The organism is Gluconobacter sp. (assembly GCF_047723935.1).
Classification (GTDB): Bacteria; Pseudomonadota; Alphaproteobacteria; order Acetobacterales; family Acetobacteraceae; genus Gluconobacter.
The window spans coordinates 454,936-471,642 of the sequence record NZ_JBDOBO010000001.1; the positions used below are offsets into that span (position 1 = coordinate 454,936).

General features: G+C 57.0%; 17 protein-coding genes. 9 read left to right on the plus strand and 8 right to left on the minus strand.

Features of this window, described 5'->3' with window-relative positions; all coding sequences use genetic code 11:
* Window positions 1-24: 24 nt before the first annotated feature.
* A complete protein-coding gene (gene hemA, locus ABF979_RS02115) occupies window positions 25-1,236 on the minus strand; it encodes a 5-aminolevulinate synthase (protein WP_415557521.1) in 1,212 nt (403 codons plus the stop codon).
* Complete coding sequence (locus tag ABF979_RS02120; RefSeq protein ID WP_415557522.1) at window positions 1,233-2,186, minus strand: LysR substrate-binding domain-containing protein; 954 nt, start codon at window positions 2,184-2,186, stop codon at window positions 1,233-1,235. The genes hemA and ABF979_RS02120 overlap by 4 nt, the downstream gene beginning before the upstream one ends.
* Before the next feature lie 112 nt (window positions 2,187-2,298).
* On the opposite strand from ABF979_RS02120, the gene ABF979_RS02125 reads away from it, so the two are divergent.
* Entirely contained in the window at window positions 2,299-3,003 is a 705-nt protein-coding gene (locus tag ABF979_RS02125) for a pirin family protein (protein WP_415557523.1), read from the plus strand.
* 131 nt (window positions 3,004-3,134) lie between these two features.
* Window positions 3,135-3,494 carry a YidB family protein gene (locus ABF979_RS02130; protein WP_215749086.1) on the plus strand — a complete coding sequence of 120 codons (360 nt, stop codon included), beginning with the start codon at window positions 3,135-3,137 and terminating at the stop codon, window positions 3,492-3,494.
* Window positions 3,495-3,546: 52 nt separating this feature from the next.
* Here the strand turns inward: ABF979_RS02130 and ABF979_RS02135 are convergent, their stop codons facing one another.
* Window positions 3,547-4,536 carry an EAL domain-containing protein gene (locus ABF979_RS02135; RefSeq protein WP_415557524.1) on the minus strand — a complete coding sequence of 330 codons (990 nt, stop codon included), beginning with the start codon at window positions 4,534-4,536 and terminating at the stop codon, window positions 3,547-3,549.
* A gap of 240 nt (window positions 4,537-4,776) precedes the next feature.
* Between ABF979_RS02135 and ABF979_RS02140 the strand changes: the two genes are divergently transcribed.
* On the plus strand, window positions 4,777-6,063 hold the full coding sequence (locus tag ABF979_RS02140) for an MFS transporter (protein WP_415557525.1): 1,287 nt from the start codon (window positions 4,777-4,779) through the stop codon (window positions 6,061-6,063).
* On the opposite strand, the gene ABF979_RS02145 is transcribed toward ABF979_RS02140, so the two are convergent.
* Genes ABF979_RS02145 through ABF979_RS02160 form a run of 4 tightly spaced genes read right to left on the minus strand, consistent with a single transcriptional unit; the run spans window position 6,060 to window position 9,273 of the window.
* Window positions 6,060-7,667, minus strand: coding sequence for an NAD(P)/FAD-dependent oxidoreductase (locus ABF979_RS02145; protein WP_415557526.1), 1,608 nt, complete (start codon window positions 7,665-7,667; stop codon window positions 6,060-6,062). The two genes, ABF979_RS02140 and ABF979_RS02145, sit on opposite strands and share 4 nt — an antisense overlap.
* Window positions 7,664-8,281 carry a TIGR00645 family protein gene (locus ABF979_RS02150; RefSeq protein ID WP_064273814.1) on the minus strand — a complete coding sequence of 206 codons (618 nt, stop codon included), beginning with the start codon at window positions 8,279-8,281 and terminating at the stop codon, window positions 7,664-7,666. Before ABF979_RS02150 ends, ABF979_RS02145 begins: the two co-directional genes overlap by 4 nt.
* Before the next feature lie 60 nt (window positions 8,282-8,341).
* Window positions 8,342-8,665, minus strand: coding sequence for a ribbon-helix-helix domain-containing protein (locus ABF979_RS02155; protein ID WP_211495949.1), 324 nt, complete (start codon window positions 8,663-8,665; stop codon window positions 8,342-8,344).
* A 26-nt stretch (window positions 8,666-8,691) separates the two neighbouring features.
* A complete protein-coding gene (locus ABF979_RS02160) occupies window positions 8,692-9,273 on the minus strand; it encodes a DJ-1/PfpI family protein (RefSeq protein ID WP_415557546.1) in 582 nt (193 codons plus the stop codon).
* Window positions 9,274-9,468: 195 nt separating this feature from the next.
* Between ABF979_RS02160 and ABF979_RS02165 the strand changes: the two genes are divergently transcribed.
* From ABF979_RS02165 to ABF979_RS02175, 3 genes are read left to right on the plus strand one after another with little or no spacing between them, the layout of a single operon-like run.
* Entirely contained in the window at window positions 9,469-10,437 is a 969-nt protein-coding gene (locus ABF979_RS02165) for an ATP-binding cassette domain-containing protein (protein ID WP_211509352.1), read from the plus strand.
* Window positions 10,434-11,258 carry an ABC transporter permease gene (locus tag ABF979_RS02170; protein ID WP_415557527.1) on the plus strand — a complete coding sequence of 275 codons (825 nt, stop codon included), beginning with the start codon at window positions 10,434-10,436 and terminating at the stop codon, window positions 11,256-11,258. Before ABF979_RS02165 ends, ABF979_RS02170 begins: the two co-directional genes overlap by 4 nt.
* Entirely contained in the window at window positions 11,255-12,055 is an 801-nt protein-coding gene (locus ABF979_RS02175) for an ABC transporter permease (protein ID WP_202206376.1), read from the plus strand. The genes ABF979_RS02170 and ABF979_RS02175 overlap by 4 nt, the downstream gene beginning before the upstream one ends.
* 2 nt (window positions 12,056-12,057) lie before the next feature.
* On the opposite strand, the gene ABF979_RS02180 is transcribed toward ABF979_RS02175, so the two are convergent.
* A complete protein-coding gene (locus tag ABF979_RS02180; protein WP_046899992.1) occupies window positions 12,058-12,645 on the minus strand; it encodes a DUF805 domain-containing protein in 588 nt (195 codons plus the stop codon).
* Window positions 12,646-12,858: 213 nt separating this feature from the next.
* Here ABF979_RS02180 and ABF979_RS02185 point away from each other — a divergent pair, with 213 nt between their 5' ends.
* The 3 genes from ABF979_RS02185 (at window position 12,859) to ABF979_RS02195 (ending at window position 16,564) form a co-directional block, all read left to right on the plus strand.
* A complete protein-coding gene (locus ABF979_RS02185; RefSeq protein ID WP_415557528.1) occupies window positions 12,859-13,905 on the plus strand; it encodes a cation diffusion facilitator family transporter in 1,047 nt (348 codons plus the stop codon).
* An 8-nt stretch (window positions 13,906-13,913) separates the two neighbouring features.
* Entirely contained in the window at window positions 13,914-14,807 is an 894-nt protein-coding gene (locus ABF979_RS02190; protein ID WP_415557529.1) for a cation diffusion facilitator family transporter, read from the plus strand.
* 299 nt (window positions 14,808-15,106) lie between these two features.
* Window positions 15,107-16,564 carry a chloride channel protein gene (locus ABF979_RS02195; protein WP_415557530.1) on the plus strand — a complete coding sequence of 486 codons (1,458 nt, stop codon included), beginning with the start codon at window positions 15,107-15,109 and terminating at the stop codon, window positions 16,562-16,564.
* The last annotated feature ends 143 nt before the right edge of the window (window positions 16,565-16,707 follow it).

Consider the following 16,707-nt stretch of genomic DNA (forward strand, 5'->3'; position numbering starts at 1 on the left):
TTCAGAGCGCTGTCCTACCTGACTTCAGGCCGCTTCAGAGCGCTTGAGCTGACGTTCACGCCAAAGCGTGGAGAGTGCTTCAACCAGTTCATCGATTGCTTCGTTCGTATGAAGCGGCGTCGGCGTCAGGCGCAGACGCTCCGTTCCGCGCGGGACGGTCGGGAAGTTGATTGGCTGGATGTAATGCCCGAAGCGGTTCAGCAATTCGTCGGACAGATCCCGGCAAAGTTCTGCCTCACCCACCATGACGGGGACGATATGGCTCGGATTGCCGACATGCGGAATGCCTGCCTTGTCCAGAGCGGCACGCAGATAGGCAACCGCACGCTGCTGCCCCTCACGCTCGACGCTGCTGCGCTTGAGATAACGGACGCTGGCCAGAGCACCCGCAGCAATCATCGGCGGCAGAGCCGTGGAGAAAATGAAACCTGAACCGAAAGAGCGCACGAAATCGCAAAGCGGTGCAGAGGCAGCAATGTAGCCCCCCACAACGCCGTATCCCTTGCCAAGCGTCCCTTCGATCACCGTCAGACGATGAGACAGGCCCAGCTTTTCAGCTACGCCTGCACCGTGATCGCCGTACATGCCCACGGCATGAACTTCATCAAGGTAAGTCATCGCGCCGTATTTGTCGGCCAGATCGCAGAAGGCTTCGATCGGCGCGATGTCGCCATCCATGGAATAGACGGACTCAAACGCAATGATCTTGGGAACGTCTGCTGGAAGTTCTTTCAGGCGACGCTCCAGATCTTCCACATCATTGTGACGGAAAATCTGCTTCTCAGCGCGGGAATGACGGATACCTTCAATCATGGACGCATGATTGAGTTCGTCAGACAGAACCACGCAATTGCGCAGACGGCCTGCAATCGTTCCCAGCGTCACCCAGTTGGACAGGTAACCTGAGTTGAAGAGCAGTGCACTTTCTTTGCCATGCAGGGACGCCAGTTCTTTTTCCAGTTCCACATGATAGTGGTTGGTGCCGGAAATGTTGCGTGTTCCGCCTGCACCAGCGCCCGTCTCATCAAGGGCGTTGTGCATCGCCTTGAGAACTTCCGGGTGCTGCCCCATGCCGAGATAATCGTTGGAACACCACACTGTGACGTCACGACCGAGCCCATGATGATAGGCTTTCGGGAAATTGCCGGACCGGCGCTCAAGTTCCGCAAAGTAACGGTAGCTGCCATCGGCGCGCAGACCGTCCAGGGCGGACTGGAACATCGCATCATAATTCATCGCGTTTTCTCCTGCGCGGCACTGTAATCCTGTGAAATCTTTCCGCCAAGTGCCTGCTCCAGATAGGCCAGCAGAACACGCAGCCGCGCAGGCATCTGCATCCGGGTGGCACCACACCCCACGACCATGAACCAGACCGACAGAACACTCCCCCGCCACTTCGGCAGAACCTCGACCACTCGCCCTGCATCCAGGTCCCTCCGCAGCATGAAATCTGGCAGAAGCGCTAGGCCTGAGCCATTTCGGAGCGCTGGCAAAAGCATGTCTCCACTATTGACCATCATCCGGTTTCGAAGTCGGACAGATGCCTGCTGGCCATTCTCATGTGTAAGGCGAAGAAGGTCCGGCAGATCGGAATTCGCGTAGAGCAACCCTGCATTGCCTGAAAGATCTTCCGGTTTTTCGATCGTCCCGAGTCTCTCCTTCATTTGTGGCGAACAGACCAGCCGCATCACGGACCGGCAAAGAAGATGAGCCCCTCCGTTGGTTACGGGAGCGAGATCTCCCGGCGTAATGCGGACGGCTGCTTCGAACCGGCCACTCAGTAGATCGACGGTCCGGTCATCCAGATCAATTTCCATGGAAATATCCGGATACCTGTCCATAAATTCCGGCAGAACAGGTCCAAGAATATCCAGCCCGAACCCCATGGGAGCCGCCAGGCGAATCGTTCCCCTTGGGCTGACCGAGCCTTCCCGCAGCTCTGCTTCCAATCCTTCACCATCGGCCAGCATCCGGCGTGCGCGTTCCAGACATGCCACTCCGGCGGATGTCAGGGAGAGGTGACGGGCACTTCGCTGGAAAAGGGTTGTTTTCAAGCGATGCTCCAGACGCGCAATCACCTTGGACACTGTAGGCGGAGACAGCCCAAGAGTTCGTGCTGCAGAGGCGAACGAGCCGCTTTCGGCGACACGGGCAAAAACAGCCCAGCCTTCCAGATCGGGGAGCATACAGCCTCTCTAAGATGCGCTTTATGGAAACTTTATATTTCCATCAATTCCGTTTTCTTTACGCCACATTGCGCCCATCTTGAAGGCTATAACCTTTACTGAGGAGCGACCAATGCTCGATATCAGACCCTTCTCCTCGCTTGGCCACGCCAACCATGGATGGCTGGACGCCCGGCATCATTTCTCTTTCGCTGGCTACACAGATCGGCACCGCATGCACTGGGGCCGTCTGCGCGTCTGGAACGATGATAAAATCGAAGGTGGGACAGGCTTCGGCGCTCATCCGCACAAGGACATGGAAATCATCACCTATGTTCGCACCGGAGCCATTTCTCACGAAGACAGCCTTGGCAACAAAGGCCGTACGGAAGCTGGCGATGTTCAGGTCATGTCTGCTGGCAGCGGTATCGTCCATGCCGAGTTCAACAAGGAGACGGAAGACACAACCCTGTTCCAGATCTGGATCATTCCCAATGAACCAGGCGGCACGCCAAGCTGGGGCACACGTCCATTCCCAAAAGATGCCCGCAATGGACGGTTCGTAACCCTTGCCTCCGGCTTTCCGGAAGATGATGCCCTGCCGATCCGGGCCAAGGGCCGCGTTCTGGGAGCAACCCTGAAAGCTGGCGAAACCCTGACCTTCGAAACCAGCCGGGAAAACTTCTCCTATCTCGTGCCGGCGACAGGAAGCCTGGAAATCGATGGGCGAACCGTTGCAACGCGGGACGGTGCAGCTCTGACCGATGTGGACAGTATCGTCATAACTGCGCTGGAAGATGCAGAAATCGTTCTGGTGGAAAGCGGCCCCCTCGACTGACTGGCCAAGGCGGGAACATCACGCAAAGGTGTTTCCGCCTCATGCTACACACGCTCGATTCAAACGTTGTTACTGTAGGGCCAAGTCCCCCCGGATGCGGCCAGTCTCTCTCTTGATGAGGAGTACGGGTCATGACAACCACGACCGAGACCAAAGGCCAAAAATCCACCTCCCTATTCGTCCGTTTTGGTGACTGGCTTAGCAATGCCAGCATGGACAGATCAGGGCTGACAGAAGTGACCATCCGACTGATGCGTGACGACTGTCATCTTGCGACCCGTGTGAGCGAAATTCACAATACGGAAAGCAACCCTCTCACCCCCAAGGAAGTCGAAACTCTCATGGGTGAGAAACACCTCAAATATATTGCGGATCAAACGGGGCAGTCCCTTGAGGCCATAGAGGATGCGCTGACAGGCGTTCTGCCCATGCTTGCCAATTTGCTTCGCGTAGATCCAGAACGCCTGTTCCAGTACCAGTGTAAGATATGAGAACCTGAACGGCAGCTATTGTCACCTATCGAAGATAGCTGCCGTTTTCTCATTAGAGGCCTTCAGCCGTACGGGTCATGCGCCGCCTCTTTGAACGACCCTCCACACTTGCAAAGCGCTCATTGATCTGAGCGGTCGTTTCAGCTCCAGCTAAAATGAGCCCGGACGCCTCGGAGCAACCGGTTTTCTGCACAAATTCCAGCTGCTTTGGCGTATCTACTCCTGTAGCACGAATGCACAAACCAAGCGCTTTGACGGCCTCAAGAGCGGCCCGATAGAACACAACTGCACCTTCATCGAGCTCTGGAACATCGCCCTGCGGATTCCAGGTTAAGCTGGACGCCGACAGAACAGCCAGATCAAACTGAACACCGTCTAATAGACCGCTAATGGCGCGCTCCCTCAGCAAAGTCAGGCTGGAGACTGAAGACCCAAAGCCGTTCGTGAAGATCTGAACGCCTCGATCACGAAGAGACGCCAGAGTGTAACAGACTTCGCGCTCCTCCTGAGCGATCCCGCTTTCCTGAAAAACCAGATCCAGACGCGAAATGGGAAACCCGCTCTGAGCCAGAACACAGTTCAAACGACTGTTGAACGCTGCATCCGGTGCCTGATCGTCTTCGAGTGAGACCATCAGACGCATACCATCCGGCCAGCCTGCCGCCTGCGTACAGGCAACCTGCAGAAGCTCCAGATCAAATTCTCTCCGCTGCTGCTCAAGCGGCTTGCGGCGACTTCGCCGGACGGTGCGGCGGGGGATAGCCAGCCAGAGCTGGCTCATGTCCACCTGCGCGCCAATCAGCTTTTCCATTCCCGCCCGGCTAGCCGCCATGCGAGGCAGCCATCGCAAAGGCGGCAGAGCACTTTTCTGGCGCGCTCGACGACTGCGCAGGGTCGTGGCAAACATCGTGGCGTTTGTCGGAGAAATGTTCGTGTCGGACCTCACAGGATCATCTCTTCGGTCTCTGGTCACAGTGCCAGTCACTTCGGGGCCAAAAGAGGCTGCATCCGCAAAACTGACATCCTGTCCTGCATCATCCAATTTCGAACATCTCCTGTTCCATCTGCGCGACAGAATGACGGGAGAAGGCTAATTTTCCCTTAACAACAGCCGTTTTTCGCTCACGTTCCCGTGGGGTTTCAACAAAATCGCCGAGGAACCAAGAGTCAAATTCTTCGTTCGCTCAATCAGGACAATTCTGCTACCGATTTTGCTCCAGCGGATTTTCCGTGCCACTTCCTTCAAGCGCGCAGGTTCAATCTGCCTGTCAGGACATTGTTGATGACGGATGCTCTCTCTCGCTCCGCCCCGAACACGTCTTCCCGCAACTCTCTCAAGGCTTTGCTACCTTTCTGGCAGGTGACGTTTGCGTCTTTCCTGGGATGGTTTCTGGACGCTTTTGACCAGACATCCCTGATGTTCACACTGCCGGACATCGCTCATGATTTCAGCTGCACCATCGGCACACTGGGGATGGTTCTGACAGCCCAATCCCTTGGACGCGCCATAGGCAATACAAGCTGGGGCTGGCTCGCGGACCGTTATGGCCGTCGTCTGGCCTTTATGCTCGGCGTAGTCTGGTTCGGTGTCTTTTCTGCCATGACGGGCCTGTCCCACAGTCTTCTGATGCTGGGCATTGTCCAGTTCCTGTTCGGCATCGGTTTTGGTGGCGAATGGACGGCCTCTGCAGCCCTGCTGATGGAAAGCGTTCCCGCCTGGACACGCCCGATGGCGTCTGCACTCATGATGTCAGGTTATGAAGTCGGATATTTTGCAGCAGCCGGAGCGCAGGCTCTGATCCTGCCGCATTATGGCTGGCGTGTGCTGTTCTTTATCGGACTGGCGCCTGCTCTCCTTGCGATTTTCATTCGCCTCGGGGTCAAGGAAAGCCCGGTCTGGCTGCGGAACCGGGCAGACCGCGCGGCCGGTCAGGCCAAAACGCCGACACAGCCTCTTCCCAAGGTAAAATTCCGCCTGAACGGAGCGGCCATACAGGCAATTGCCTTCATGGCGTTTCTGGAATTTCAGAAAGCGGCCATTTACACATTTTACCCCACGATCCTGCGTGGCAGCCATCACCTGACACCGCAGGATATCTTCATTCCCATTACCCTCTACTGCATCGGATCCTTCGCTGGAAAAATCCTGTGTGGCTGGCTGGCAGAACGATGGGGTGACCTGAAGGTCATGCTCGGGGCGATTGCGATTGTCGTTCTGACAATCTGGCCGTTCCTAAGCGCTCCGTCCTGGAGCATGCTGCTGACGGCAGCCTTCGTTATGGGTGCTGCTGCGTCTGGTATCTTCGCCCTCGTGCCGCATTATCTGGCGAAATGCTTTCCTTCCGAGACACGTAGCTTCGGAATGGGGCTGGGTTATGCTCTAGGGTCTATCGGGCAGGGTATTGCCGGATGGCTGATTCCGGGAATTGGCCGGACACCGATCACGCTCCCGCTCACTGCGGAAGCCTTCGTGGTCGGGTCCAGTGCTGTCACAGCCGGTATCGCCCTGCTTCAGCCGAAGCACCTTCCGGGCGAAACCATGGAAGGCGACGAAGAAGCAGCCTCTTAAAGAGAGGCTGCCAGCCACTCGGCGGTACGGATTCCATCTATGCCGGCGGACAGGATACCGCCGGCGTATCCTGCCCCTTCTCCCGCAGGGAAAAGCCCACGCAATGTTGGGCTCTGGCCATCACGGTCTCGCTGAAGCCGGATCGGGGAAGATGTACGCGTTTCCACTCCGGTCATGACAGCATCATCCATCGAGAAGCCCTTCAGCTTGCGTTCAAAACGCGGCAAGGCCTCACGAATGGCGTCCGAAACAAAATCCGGCAGACAGAGTGTCAGATCAGTTGGTGTCACACCCGGCTGGTAGGACGGCACGACGTCACCCAGCGTTGTGGAAGGGCGACCGGCCAGAAAATCCCCGACGCGCTGGGCAGGAGCACGGTAATCACCACCACCGGCCACAAATGCTGCCTTTTCCCATTTCCGCTGAAGTTCGACACCCGCCAGAACATCGTTCGGAAAGTCCTTTTCCGGCGTCACTTCAACGACAATTCCACTATTCGCATTCCGTTCGGCACGGGAATACTGGCTCATGCCATTGGTCACGACCTGCCCGATTTCAGACGTCGCCGCTACGACCTGTCCGCCCGGGCACATGCAGAACGAATACACAGCCCGGCCATTCGACGCGTGATGAACCAGCTTGTAATCAGCGGCCCCCAGCAGATCGTTCCCAGCGTATGAGCCGAAACGGGCTGTATCAATGACAGACTGGGGATGTTCGATCCGTACACCGATAGAGAACGGCTTGGCATCCATGGCGACATTCGCATCGCGGAGCATTTCGAACGTGTCGCGTGCAGAATGCCCAACGGCCAGGATAACGCGCTCGGCAGGCAGGGTCTCTCCCGTTGAGAGGCGCAGGCCTCGCAGACGGCGTTCTGTTCCCTCACCTTCCATGTCAAAGCCATCGACGCGCGTCTCAAACCGGTACTCGCCGCCGAGACGTTCGATTTCCTCACGGATGAACATCACCATCGTGACCAGTCGGAAGGTCCCGATATGAGGCTTGGAGACGTACAGGATCTCTTCCGGCGCACCGGCCCGAACAAACTCTTCAATGACACGTCGGCCCAGATTGCGGGGGTCGGACACGCCAGAGTAGAGCTTGCCGTCAGAGAACGTCCCGGCTCCGCCTTCGCCAAACTGGACATTGCTCTCGGGCGTCAGGACGGATTTCCGCCAAAGGGCAAACGTATCAACCGTTCGGGCGCGAACCTCTTTGCCACGCTCGATGATGATAGGCTTGAGACCGGCCTGCGCGAGCGTCAGCGCCGCCATGATCCCGCAAGGGCCTGCCCCGATAACCACGGGGCGCGGCATCCCTTCGGGCAAGGTGGCTTTGGGAATATGATAGGTTGTGTCAGGCGCAGAGCGAACATGCTGGTCCGCTTCGTGAGCCGCAAGGACAGACGCCTCGTCCGTCACGTCACAGTCGATGCTGTACACCAGAACGATGTGGCCGCGCTTTCGGGCATCGTATCCGCGTCGGGCGATCTTGAAACTTTTCAGGGCCTCAGACGGGATATTGAGGCGCGTCAGCACCGCCTCCCGGAGCGCCTCTTCAGAGTGCTCCAGCGGCAGGCGCAGTTCTGTCAGGCGAATCATGCGTCGTGCTTTTCTTTGTGCTGGGCGGCGTCAGGCTGCGGATCGGCGTGATGCGTATCCGGAGAACCTTCCATGATGCGATCCATGACGGCCATCAGAACACCGGACACAACGAAGGCCAGATGAATCCCGACGCTCCATTCCAGAGCGCGCGTGGAGGTGTCATCCACACGAATGAAATCAGCCAGAACATGGATGGCAGACATGGCGACGATGGACGCCATGAGCTTGATCTTGATATCCCCGAACGTCACGTGACCAATCCATGACGGATAGTCCTCGTGCTGACGGATATCGAGACGGGAAACAAAGTTCTCGTAGCCCGAGAACATGACGATCAGCAGCAGGTTCGCCAGCAGGACCAGATCGATCAGATCCAGCACACCAACGAAAACGTCATCGAAATCCAGGCCTGTTGCCTTGAGAACAAGACCCAGAAGCTGCTGGAAGAACTTGAAGGCCACCAGCAGCAGCCCGATGGTCAGGCCGAAATAAAGCGGTGCGGCAATCCAGCGGGTTGCGAAAAAGGCACGTTCCATGACGTGTTCTGCGCGTCGCGAGGACAAGGGATTGCTGCCAGGTTTCTGGCCCTGTGGGGAAGAAGGAGTCGTCATGGTCCTTCTGTACGATTTTGCGAGCCTTTCCGCCAATGCCTCTTTGCTGCGCCGTATCGATTATCCAACCCGACGCAAGGCAACAGTCTGACCAACGGCGGAACTGGAACCTGACGGCACGCGTCGTTCCCGGTCCAGATAGCGAAGGCAACTGACACGCAGAAACGACGCCATATTTGGCAGTTCACCACGCAGTTCGAGGATTTCGTCCGAAAGCTTGGTGATAAGTTGATTGACGGTCATGCCATCTGCCGCCGCGATTTCCGTCAGGATGTCCCAGAACATGTTTTCCAGCCGGATCGTCGTTACGACCCCATGAATCCGCAGCGACCGCGTGCGGCTTTCATAGAAGATCGGATCGGCACGGACATAGAGTTCACACATATGGGTTCTCCCGACGGAACAAAGGCTCAGGCTTCGATTTTGGTTCCCAGAACCTTCAAGAACTGACCAATCCATGCCGGATGTGCTGGCCAGGCCGGCGCTGTTACGAGCTTGCCGTCTGTCACAGCACCATCAATTGCAATGGTCTGATAGTCAGCCCCTGCAAGGATCATTTCAGCACGACAGGCCGGATAAGCGGAGACCTTGCGGCCTGAAATGACATTCGCTGCGGCAAGAAGCTGCGGGCCATGGCAGACAGCGGCAATCGGTTTGTCAGCCGTGACAAAAGCGCGGATCAGGTCCAGCACGCTCTCATCGGTGCTGAGCTGCTCCGGGGCACGGCCGCCGGGAATGACCAGTGCGTCATAGTCTTCCGCTTTTGCACCTGCATAAGTAGCGTTCAGCGTAAAGTTATGACCGCGCTTTTCAGTGTAAGTCTGATAGCCTTCGAAGTCGTGGATGGCCGTCGCCACCTGCTCTCCAGCCTTCTTGCCCGGTGACACCACATCAACCTTGTGTCCCACCATCAGCAGCATCTGAAATGGCACCATGATTTCGTAATCTTCAACGAAATCACCTGCGAGCATGAGAATACGTTTACTGGCCATTGGATCATCCTGACGATCAAGGTTCACAACACTGCTCCCTTCTTACCGTATCCGGGAAGCGCGTGGGTAATAGGTGGTGACGACATTCCGCTCTGTCACCATGGCCTCCCACTTGCCTGAATAGGAGAGCTCACGCAGAACTATTATTCCGTTCCGTCATGGCACCCTGGTGCCGTCAGAAGGCCCTGTTCCGTCATGAAGAATGCTGCCGCGATTGAGGTGCATGATCTCCGCAAGACATATCAGGTCCGTGATGGCGGCAGCTGGCGTGGCAAAACGCGCGAAATCACGGCTCTGGACGGCATTTCTTTCACCGTCCCCGCAGGCGAGATTGCCGGTTTCATCGGGCCGAACGGCGCTGGGAAATCTACTGCCATCAAAATACTGGCGGGTATTCTGCGCCCGACCTCCGGGACCGTCCGCGTTGGCAACCTGATCCCTTGGGAAAACCGGATCGCACATGTCGCGCGTATCGGCGTGGTGTTTGGCCAGCGCACGCAGCTCTGGTGGGATCTTTCCGTTGGAGAAGGACTGGCGCTTCTCCGGGATATTTACAGCGTGGAGCCAGCGAGGTTCCTTCGCAACCGGGAGCGTCTGGCAGATGCGCTGGATCTGCACGGCATCATGGATCAGTCCGTCCGGCAGTTGTCTCTCGGCCAACGCATGCGGGCAGAAATCGCCGCTGCCCTGATCCATGATCCGGATGTGATCATTCTGGATGAACCCACCATCGGGCTGGATGCCCCGTCCAAGCTGGCGGTACGTGCTTTTGTGAGGGATCTGCGACGCGAGCGCGGCACAACGGTGCTTCTGACCACGCATGACATGCATGATATCGAAGCCCTGGCAGACCGGGTCATCGTCATCGGTCACGGTCGCATTCTTGCGGATAGCCCGTTTGAAGCCCTTCAGGCGACCACCCTCTCGGAACGTATTCTGGAAGCAGATTTTACCGGGCCGCTGCCAGACCTGCTTCTGCCAGATGGCGCAACAGAAACAGCGCGTGGCTCTCGCAGTGTGACGATCACGTTTGATCCGCAACGCCTGCCCGCGCCTGTGCTTGTGGCGCATCTTTCGACACTGCCGGGCTTGGGTGATCTGCGGATCGGGCGCCCGGCGATTGAAGAAATTATTACACGCTTCTACGCGGACCACGCATCGTGACCATCAAACCCTATGTGACGTCTTTCGTCCTGCAATGGAAAATTGGTCTGCGATATCGTCTTGCAGTACTGGCGGGGCTTGTGGCGCAGATGTGGTTCGGCGCGATTTCCCTCATGGCCTATGCCGCGGTTTACCATCATGCCCCCGGCGTAGATGCCCCCATGACGCTGCGTCAGGCCATGACTTACACCTGGATCCAGCAATCCCTCTTCACCCTGCTTCCTCTTGGCTGCCTCCCCGCTATTGGTGAAGCGGCCAAGAGCGGAGCAATTGTCTATGACCTGTTGCGCCCCGTCGATCTGTGGAACTGGTGGCTCTCGGCTTCGCTTGCCCGTCTTCTTGGCAACGCCATCCCGCGCGCAGTTCTTCTTGCCGCTGTTGCAGGGCCGCTCGCTGCCCTCGTTGGGCTGAATGGCTGGAGCCTCGCCCCGCCCGCCTCATTATGGGCCGCAATGCTGGCTCTGTGCTCCTTCATCCTCGGTGCTTTCATCTCTGCAAGCATCGTGATGTGGTGGAATATCGTAACGGCCCGAACATTATCGCCTCTCGGAACGTATGCTGTCGGCACACCCTTGGCTGTTCTGCTCTCAGGAATGCTCCTGCCGCTGCCGCTTTATCCCGATTGGGCGCGTGAGTTGCTCCTGTTCCAGCCTTTTGCCGGAATTTCTGACATTCCCATTCGGCTCTACCTGGGCATGGCCATCCCGGGCGGCGTTCTGACCGCCTTGGGCATTCAATGTTTCTGGCTGGCCGCACTCACCCTTGTGGGGCGTTTCTGGATGCATCGCACCATCTCCCGGATGGAGGTTCAGGGCGCATGAATGCATTTTCCCTCTACCGACGGATGGCAGCAGCCTCGATCAAGGCACAACTGCGGTATCCCGGGACATTCGCACTTCAGCTCATTGGAAATTTCGTCACCACCCTGCTGAGCTTCTTCGGAATCTGGAGCCTGTTCCAGCGGTTTGGCAGCATCGCGGGCTGGGATATTGGCGCCGTGGCCGTTCTATACGGACTGGTAAACGTGTCTTTCGCGATTGCCGAAACCCTTGGCCGCGGCTTTGAAGTTTTTGGCGGCGAGTACGTCAAGACAGGCTCATTCGACCGGCTTCTTCTTCGTCCACGCTCGACACTGGTCCTGCTTCTTGGCCACGAACTGCGACTTCGCCCGATCGGCCGCTTTCTTCAGGGGGCATTCGTTATGGGAGCAGGTTTCTGGCTCTCGCCACATGTCTCATGGGCGACAGTTTGGCTTTTGCCCTGGGCAGTGACGGGTGGGGCCGCCATGTTTCTGGGCGTTCTGATCGGACAGGCCGCCCTGTGTTTCGTAACGGTCGAAGGGCTGGAGGTTGTAAACGTCCTGACCTATGGCGGCGTGGAAGCAGGACAATACCCGCTTACCATGTTCGCGCGCTGGCTCCGCCGCTTCCTGACATGGGCGCTCCCGCTATCAGCCGTCTGCTACTACCCTGCTCTCGCCATGCTGAACCATCCTGACCCTTTGGGTATGCCCATCTGGTTCGGCCTGCTCTCGCCGGGAATGGGCTTTACGTTCCTTGGCCTGATGGTTCTGTGCTGGCAGAGAGGCGTAGCCGGATATGTTTCAAGCGGAAGCTGAGGCTATTTGGCCGGATAGCCCCATTTGTTGATCCGGTAGTCCGTGTCGAAGCACATCATGATCAGCAACGGGATGGTTCCGATCACTGTAAAGTATAGTAGCACCCACCAGCCTGAGCGTCCGGTGTCGTGCAACCGTCGGACTGACACGCTGAGATCCACCACGAACAGATAGAGCCACGCAAAAAAAGCTGCGATACCCAGTAACGCGACAATGCCGCCGCCTCCATGCCTGAGGTCACTGGAAATCATGGAAATGACGATGGAACACAGGATCCCGAAAATCCTGAAATACCAGTATTCCTTCCGGCGGGAGCGGCCCTGAAAATCCGTTGCCCGGCGCAGGCAGGCCCTGACCGCATCCGTAAAAGACATGTCCGCAGCAGGCAAAGACGTAAACTGCCCGAACTGAATATCCAGAAACACATTGTTGGCCATTGTGCCCCAAGGCTCGAAATCCACCCGCTGCCCCTTCATGGGCGCCAGAGTGTCCCGCCAGTTCATTTTCGAAAATGCATACCGAACGTCCTGATCATTCAGGATCACGCCTTCGCCCGTCTGAACATCAAATCCGAGAACGGTGCCTTTCATGGACACTCTCCCTGCAAGTCCCCCTCTGCTGACATTGCAGGGTTAGGCCTCCTCTTTGTTACGGAATATAACCGGCGCGTCCAGCCACGGCATGGGAAAACCACCCCCCTACCCGCATCAACCCCGACAATTCTGCAAGAGCCAGATCATCGCTTGGGTTGATGGAACGAGATGCTGTATGAAGAAGGACATCAGCCACAGATTTGCCCGGACATGACATCAGATCACAACCCTACGTGCGCACACGGCCATGACCACACCGATCATGACCATTCTCATGCGGATGGGCACGACCATGCCTCTCATGATCACCAGGATCATGACCATGAGGGCTGTGACGGGCATGATCACGGGTTTGGTTTCGGGCGTCCACATACGCATGCACCGGCGAATTTCGGCCGTGCGTTCGCTATCGGGATCATCCTGAACACGGTTTATGTCGTTGCCGAAGCCCTCTGGGGCGTCTGGGCACACTCCCTGTCCCTTCTGGCAGACGCAGGACACAACCTGTCGGACATTCTGGGCCTTGGCGCAGCATGGCTGGCCGAAAGTCTGGCCCGTCGTGCCCCTACCACACGCTTCACCTATGGCCTGCGCCGTTCCACCATTCTTGCGGCCTTCGTGAATGCGACAGTCCTGCTCCTGGTGACAGGCGGGATCATCTGGGAATCCATCGTTCGGCTTTTCGCCAACGCGCCTGTTGAGGGAACAGTCGTCAGTTGGGTGGCGCTCGTCGGAATTGCGGTCAACGCATTTACCGCCCTCCTTTTCATGAAGGGGGCCTCGAACGACCTCAATATTCGCGGTGCGTTCATGCATATGGCGTCTGATGCCATGATGGCCTTTGCCGTTGTGATTGCAGGGCTCCTGATCACATGGACCGGATTTCAGATCATTGACCCGATCGTCAGCCTGATTGTCTCTGTGTCCATCATTGTCGCAACATGGTCCCTGCTTAAAGGGTCGGTGTCCCTATCCCTTGATGGCGTTCCTGCCGGGATTGTACCTGCTGACGTTCAGGCCGCCCTATTGGCCGTTCCCGGTGTGAGCGGGCTGCATCACCTGCACATCTGGCCCATGAGCACGACTGAAACCGCTCTGACTGTACATCTCATCCGGGATGAGGCCACATTGCAGAGCCCTGAGCAGATCATCACGCACGCCACAATCCTTCTGCGTGACAAGTTCAAAATTTCTCACCCCACCTTCCAGATCGAAAGTTCACCAGCATCCTGCGATCTGCAACAGGTCTGCTGCTGAAAGCTTCAATGATTTCAACGCGCATCAAGATTGCCTACGCTTCCATCGGGGTGAGCGTAGTGGTTCTGGCCATCAAGTACGCAGCATTCTGGGTGTCCGGCTCAGATGCCCTGCTGTCCGATGCGATTGAAACCATTCTGAATGTCATTGCGGCATTTGGTACCTTGTGGGCACTCTCCATTGCGGCTCTCCCCGCCGACGACAACCACCCTTATGGCCATGGCAAGGCAGAATACCTGTCCGCCGTCATTGAAGGCGTTCTGGTTGTTCTGACGGCACTCGGCATTCTGGTTGTTGCCGTGCATGACTGGATGCACCCCACGCCGGTCCATGCCCCGTTCCAGGGCGTTGCACTGAATGCGCTGGCCGGTGTCGTCAATCTGGTCTGGGCACGCGTCCTCATCGGGTTTGGCCGGAAGAATTCATCACAGGCTCTGCTGGCTGCGGGCGAGCATGTTCAGTCTGACGTCTGGGCGACTGTCGCCTTGGTCATTGGCGTTTCCCTGATTCCGGTCATCAAATGGGACCGTCTGGATGCAGTTCTGTCCGCGCTGGTCGCCCTGAACGTTCTGCGAGCCGGCTTCTCGATGATGAGCCTGTCCATGTCAGGCCTTATGGATGAAATTCCGGGCACAGAGGCGGTGGAAACCGTAAAGGCTGTCATTTCCTCAAGCGGAACAGGGGCTCTCGAAGCGCATGATCTGCGCCTGCGAAAGGTCGGGGTATTGCATTTCGTAGAATTCCACCTTGTGGTCCCGAGCGAAATGAGTGTGCATGACGCTCATGAAATCTGTGACCGGATCGAAGCGGGGCTGAGGGAAGAACTGGGCCGAGCTTCAATTCATATTCATGTCGAACCTGCTGACAAAGCCAAGCATTCCGGCATTCTGGTTCTCTCCTGAACGGTAAATTTTACTACCATTATCAGTTTCTTTGACCAGAAGTCTCCAATCTCAGACCACGCCTTACAGTAGAAACCAAACCATAAGGCTTTGACTGTAAAAGAGGCGGCCCTCCGAACATGCGTTTGCTGCGACAGTCTTTCCGGTTTCGGGTTGTACATGCCTCTGATTTTTCTACTTGATCGGTTCAGACTTCTTGACCCGGCGCGAAGAAGGCTGGCAGGACCGGACATGTAACGCGCGGAGTTTGTACCGGGCGTATCTTCCCTTGCCCGACACTCCTTCCTGGACGTCCTCCATTGGCCGATACTTTGCCCCCTTCTTCAGGCTCCGCTCCCAAGCCTCTTCCACCGGGGCATCTGTCCTCGCAGCACGCCCTGCGCCGTAAAGACCGTATTCATCATCTGAGACGTTCAGCCCGCGCCACCACAACCCAATGGCGACGCACTGTCATTTACTGGATTGGCGCCGTTCTGATTGGTGTTGTTGCCGTGCTTTTCGCACGCATGGGCGACGCAGCGGCTGACCTGAGAACACGAATTCTGGAATGGCACCCCTGGGCGATGCTGTTTGTCGCTCCAGCAGGGCTTGCCTTCATCACATGGATGACCCGAACCCTTTTCAAAGGCGCACAGGGGTCAGGCATTCCGCAAACAATCGCCACCCTGCACATCGAGAATTACACGATGGTGGACAGGGTTCTGGCGCTCAAGATTTCTGTTGGAAAGATTCTTCTGACCTGTCTGGGCCTGCTCTGCGGTGCTTCGATCGGGCGCGAAGGCCCGAGCGTTCAGGTCGGGGCATCCATCATGCATGCCTTTTCGCGTCTGCTGGGACAATCCAACATCGCTGCAAAGCGCAGCATGATCCTTGCTGGTGGCGCCGCTGGTATGGCCGCAGCATTCAATACGCCACTGGCCGGCATCGTCTTTGCGATCGAGGAACTCTCACATTCCTTCGAACAGCGTACATCCGGACGGACACTGACCGTCGTTGTCGTTTCCGGTGTGACGGCAATCGCGCTGTTGGGAAACTACACCTATTTCGGCCATGCAGACGTTGATATCCCTGTTGGCACAGCGTGGATCGCGGTGCTGACCTGCGGCATCCTCGGCGGACTGGCAGGCGGAACGTTTGCAGCACTGGTCATCAAGGCATCGCGGGGCCTTCCTGGCCCCGTCGGACGTTTTGCCGGAAAACGCCCCATCGCGTTTGCTGCCGCTTGTGGGCTCGTACTGGCTATCATTGGCCTGATCTCCAAAGGAACAACCTATGGAACGGGCTATGCACAGGCTCGCGCTATCTTTTCAGGAACAGAGCACTATCCAGCCTCTTTCTTTGTCCTGAAATATCTCGCGATGCTGGTGTCCTATTGCTCAGGCATTCCGGGCGGCATGTTTGCACCATCCCTGGCGATTGGTGCTGCTATTGGAGGCTGGGTTGAGCAGTTTCTGCCCCACACTACACCCGGCGCAGTCGTACTGCTGGGCACAGTCGCCTATTTCTGCGGCGTCGCGCAATCGCCCCTCACAGCGACCATCATCGTCATGGAGATGTGTGACAATCAGCAGGTCACGCTTGCGCTGCTGGCCACATCCTTTCTGGCGTTTGGCGTTTCTCGCATGGTGTGTCCTCGCCCACTGTACACCGCGCTGGCTGACAGATTCATGGAAGCCAACGAACATGCCCTGCGACCGCCCAGACCTGAGGCGCCAGAATCGAACACAGAAAGCACCGACAATAAAAAAGCGCTCTAAGGAGCGCTTTTTTATTAAGAAACGTCGCCTGAGATTCTTTTCGTTAATAAGTAATTAATCCAGATTCAAACTCTTCCAATATGCCTCGATATCTCTATCGAGAGATCACTTCATTTTACTGCGTGATAACGGCTAGATTACCC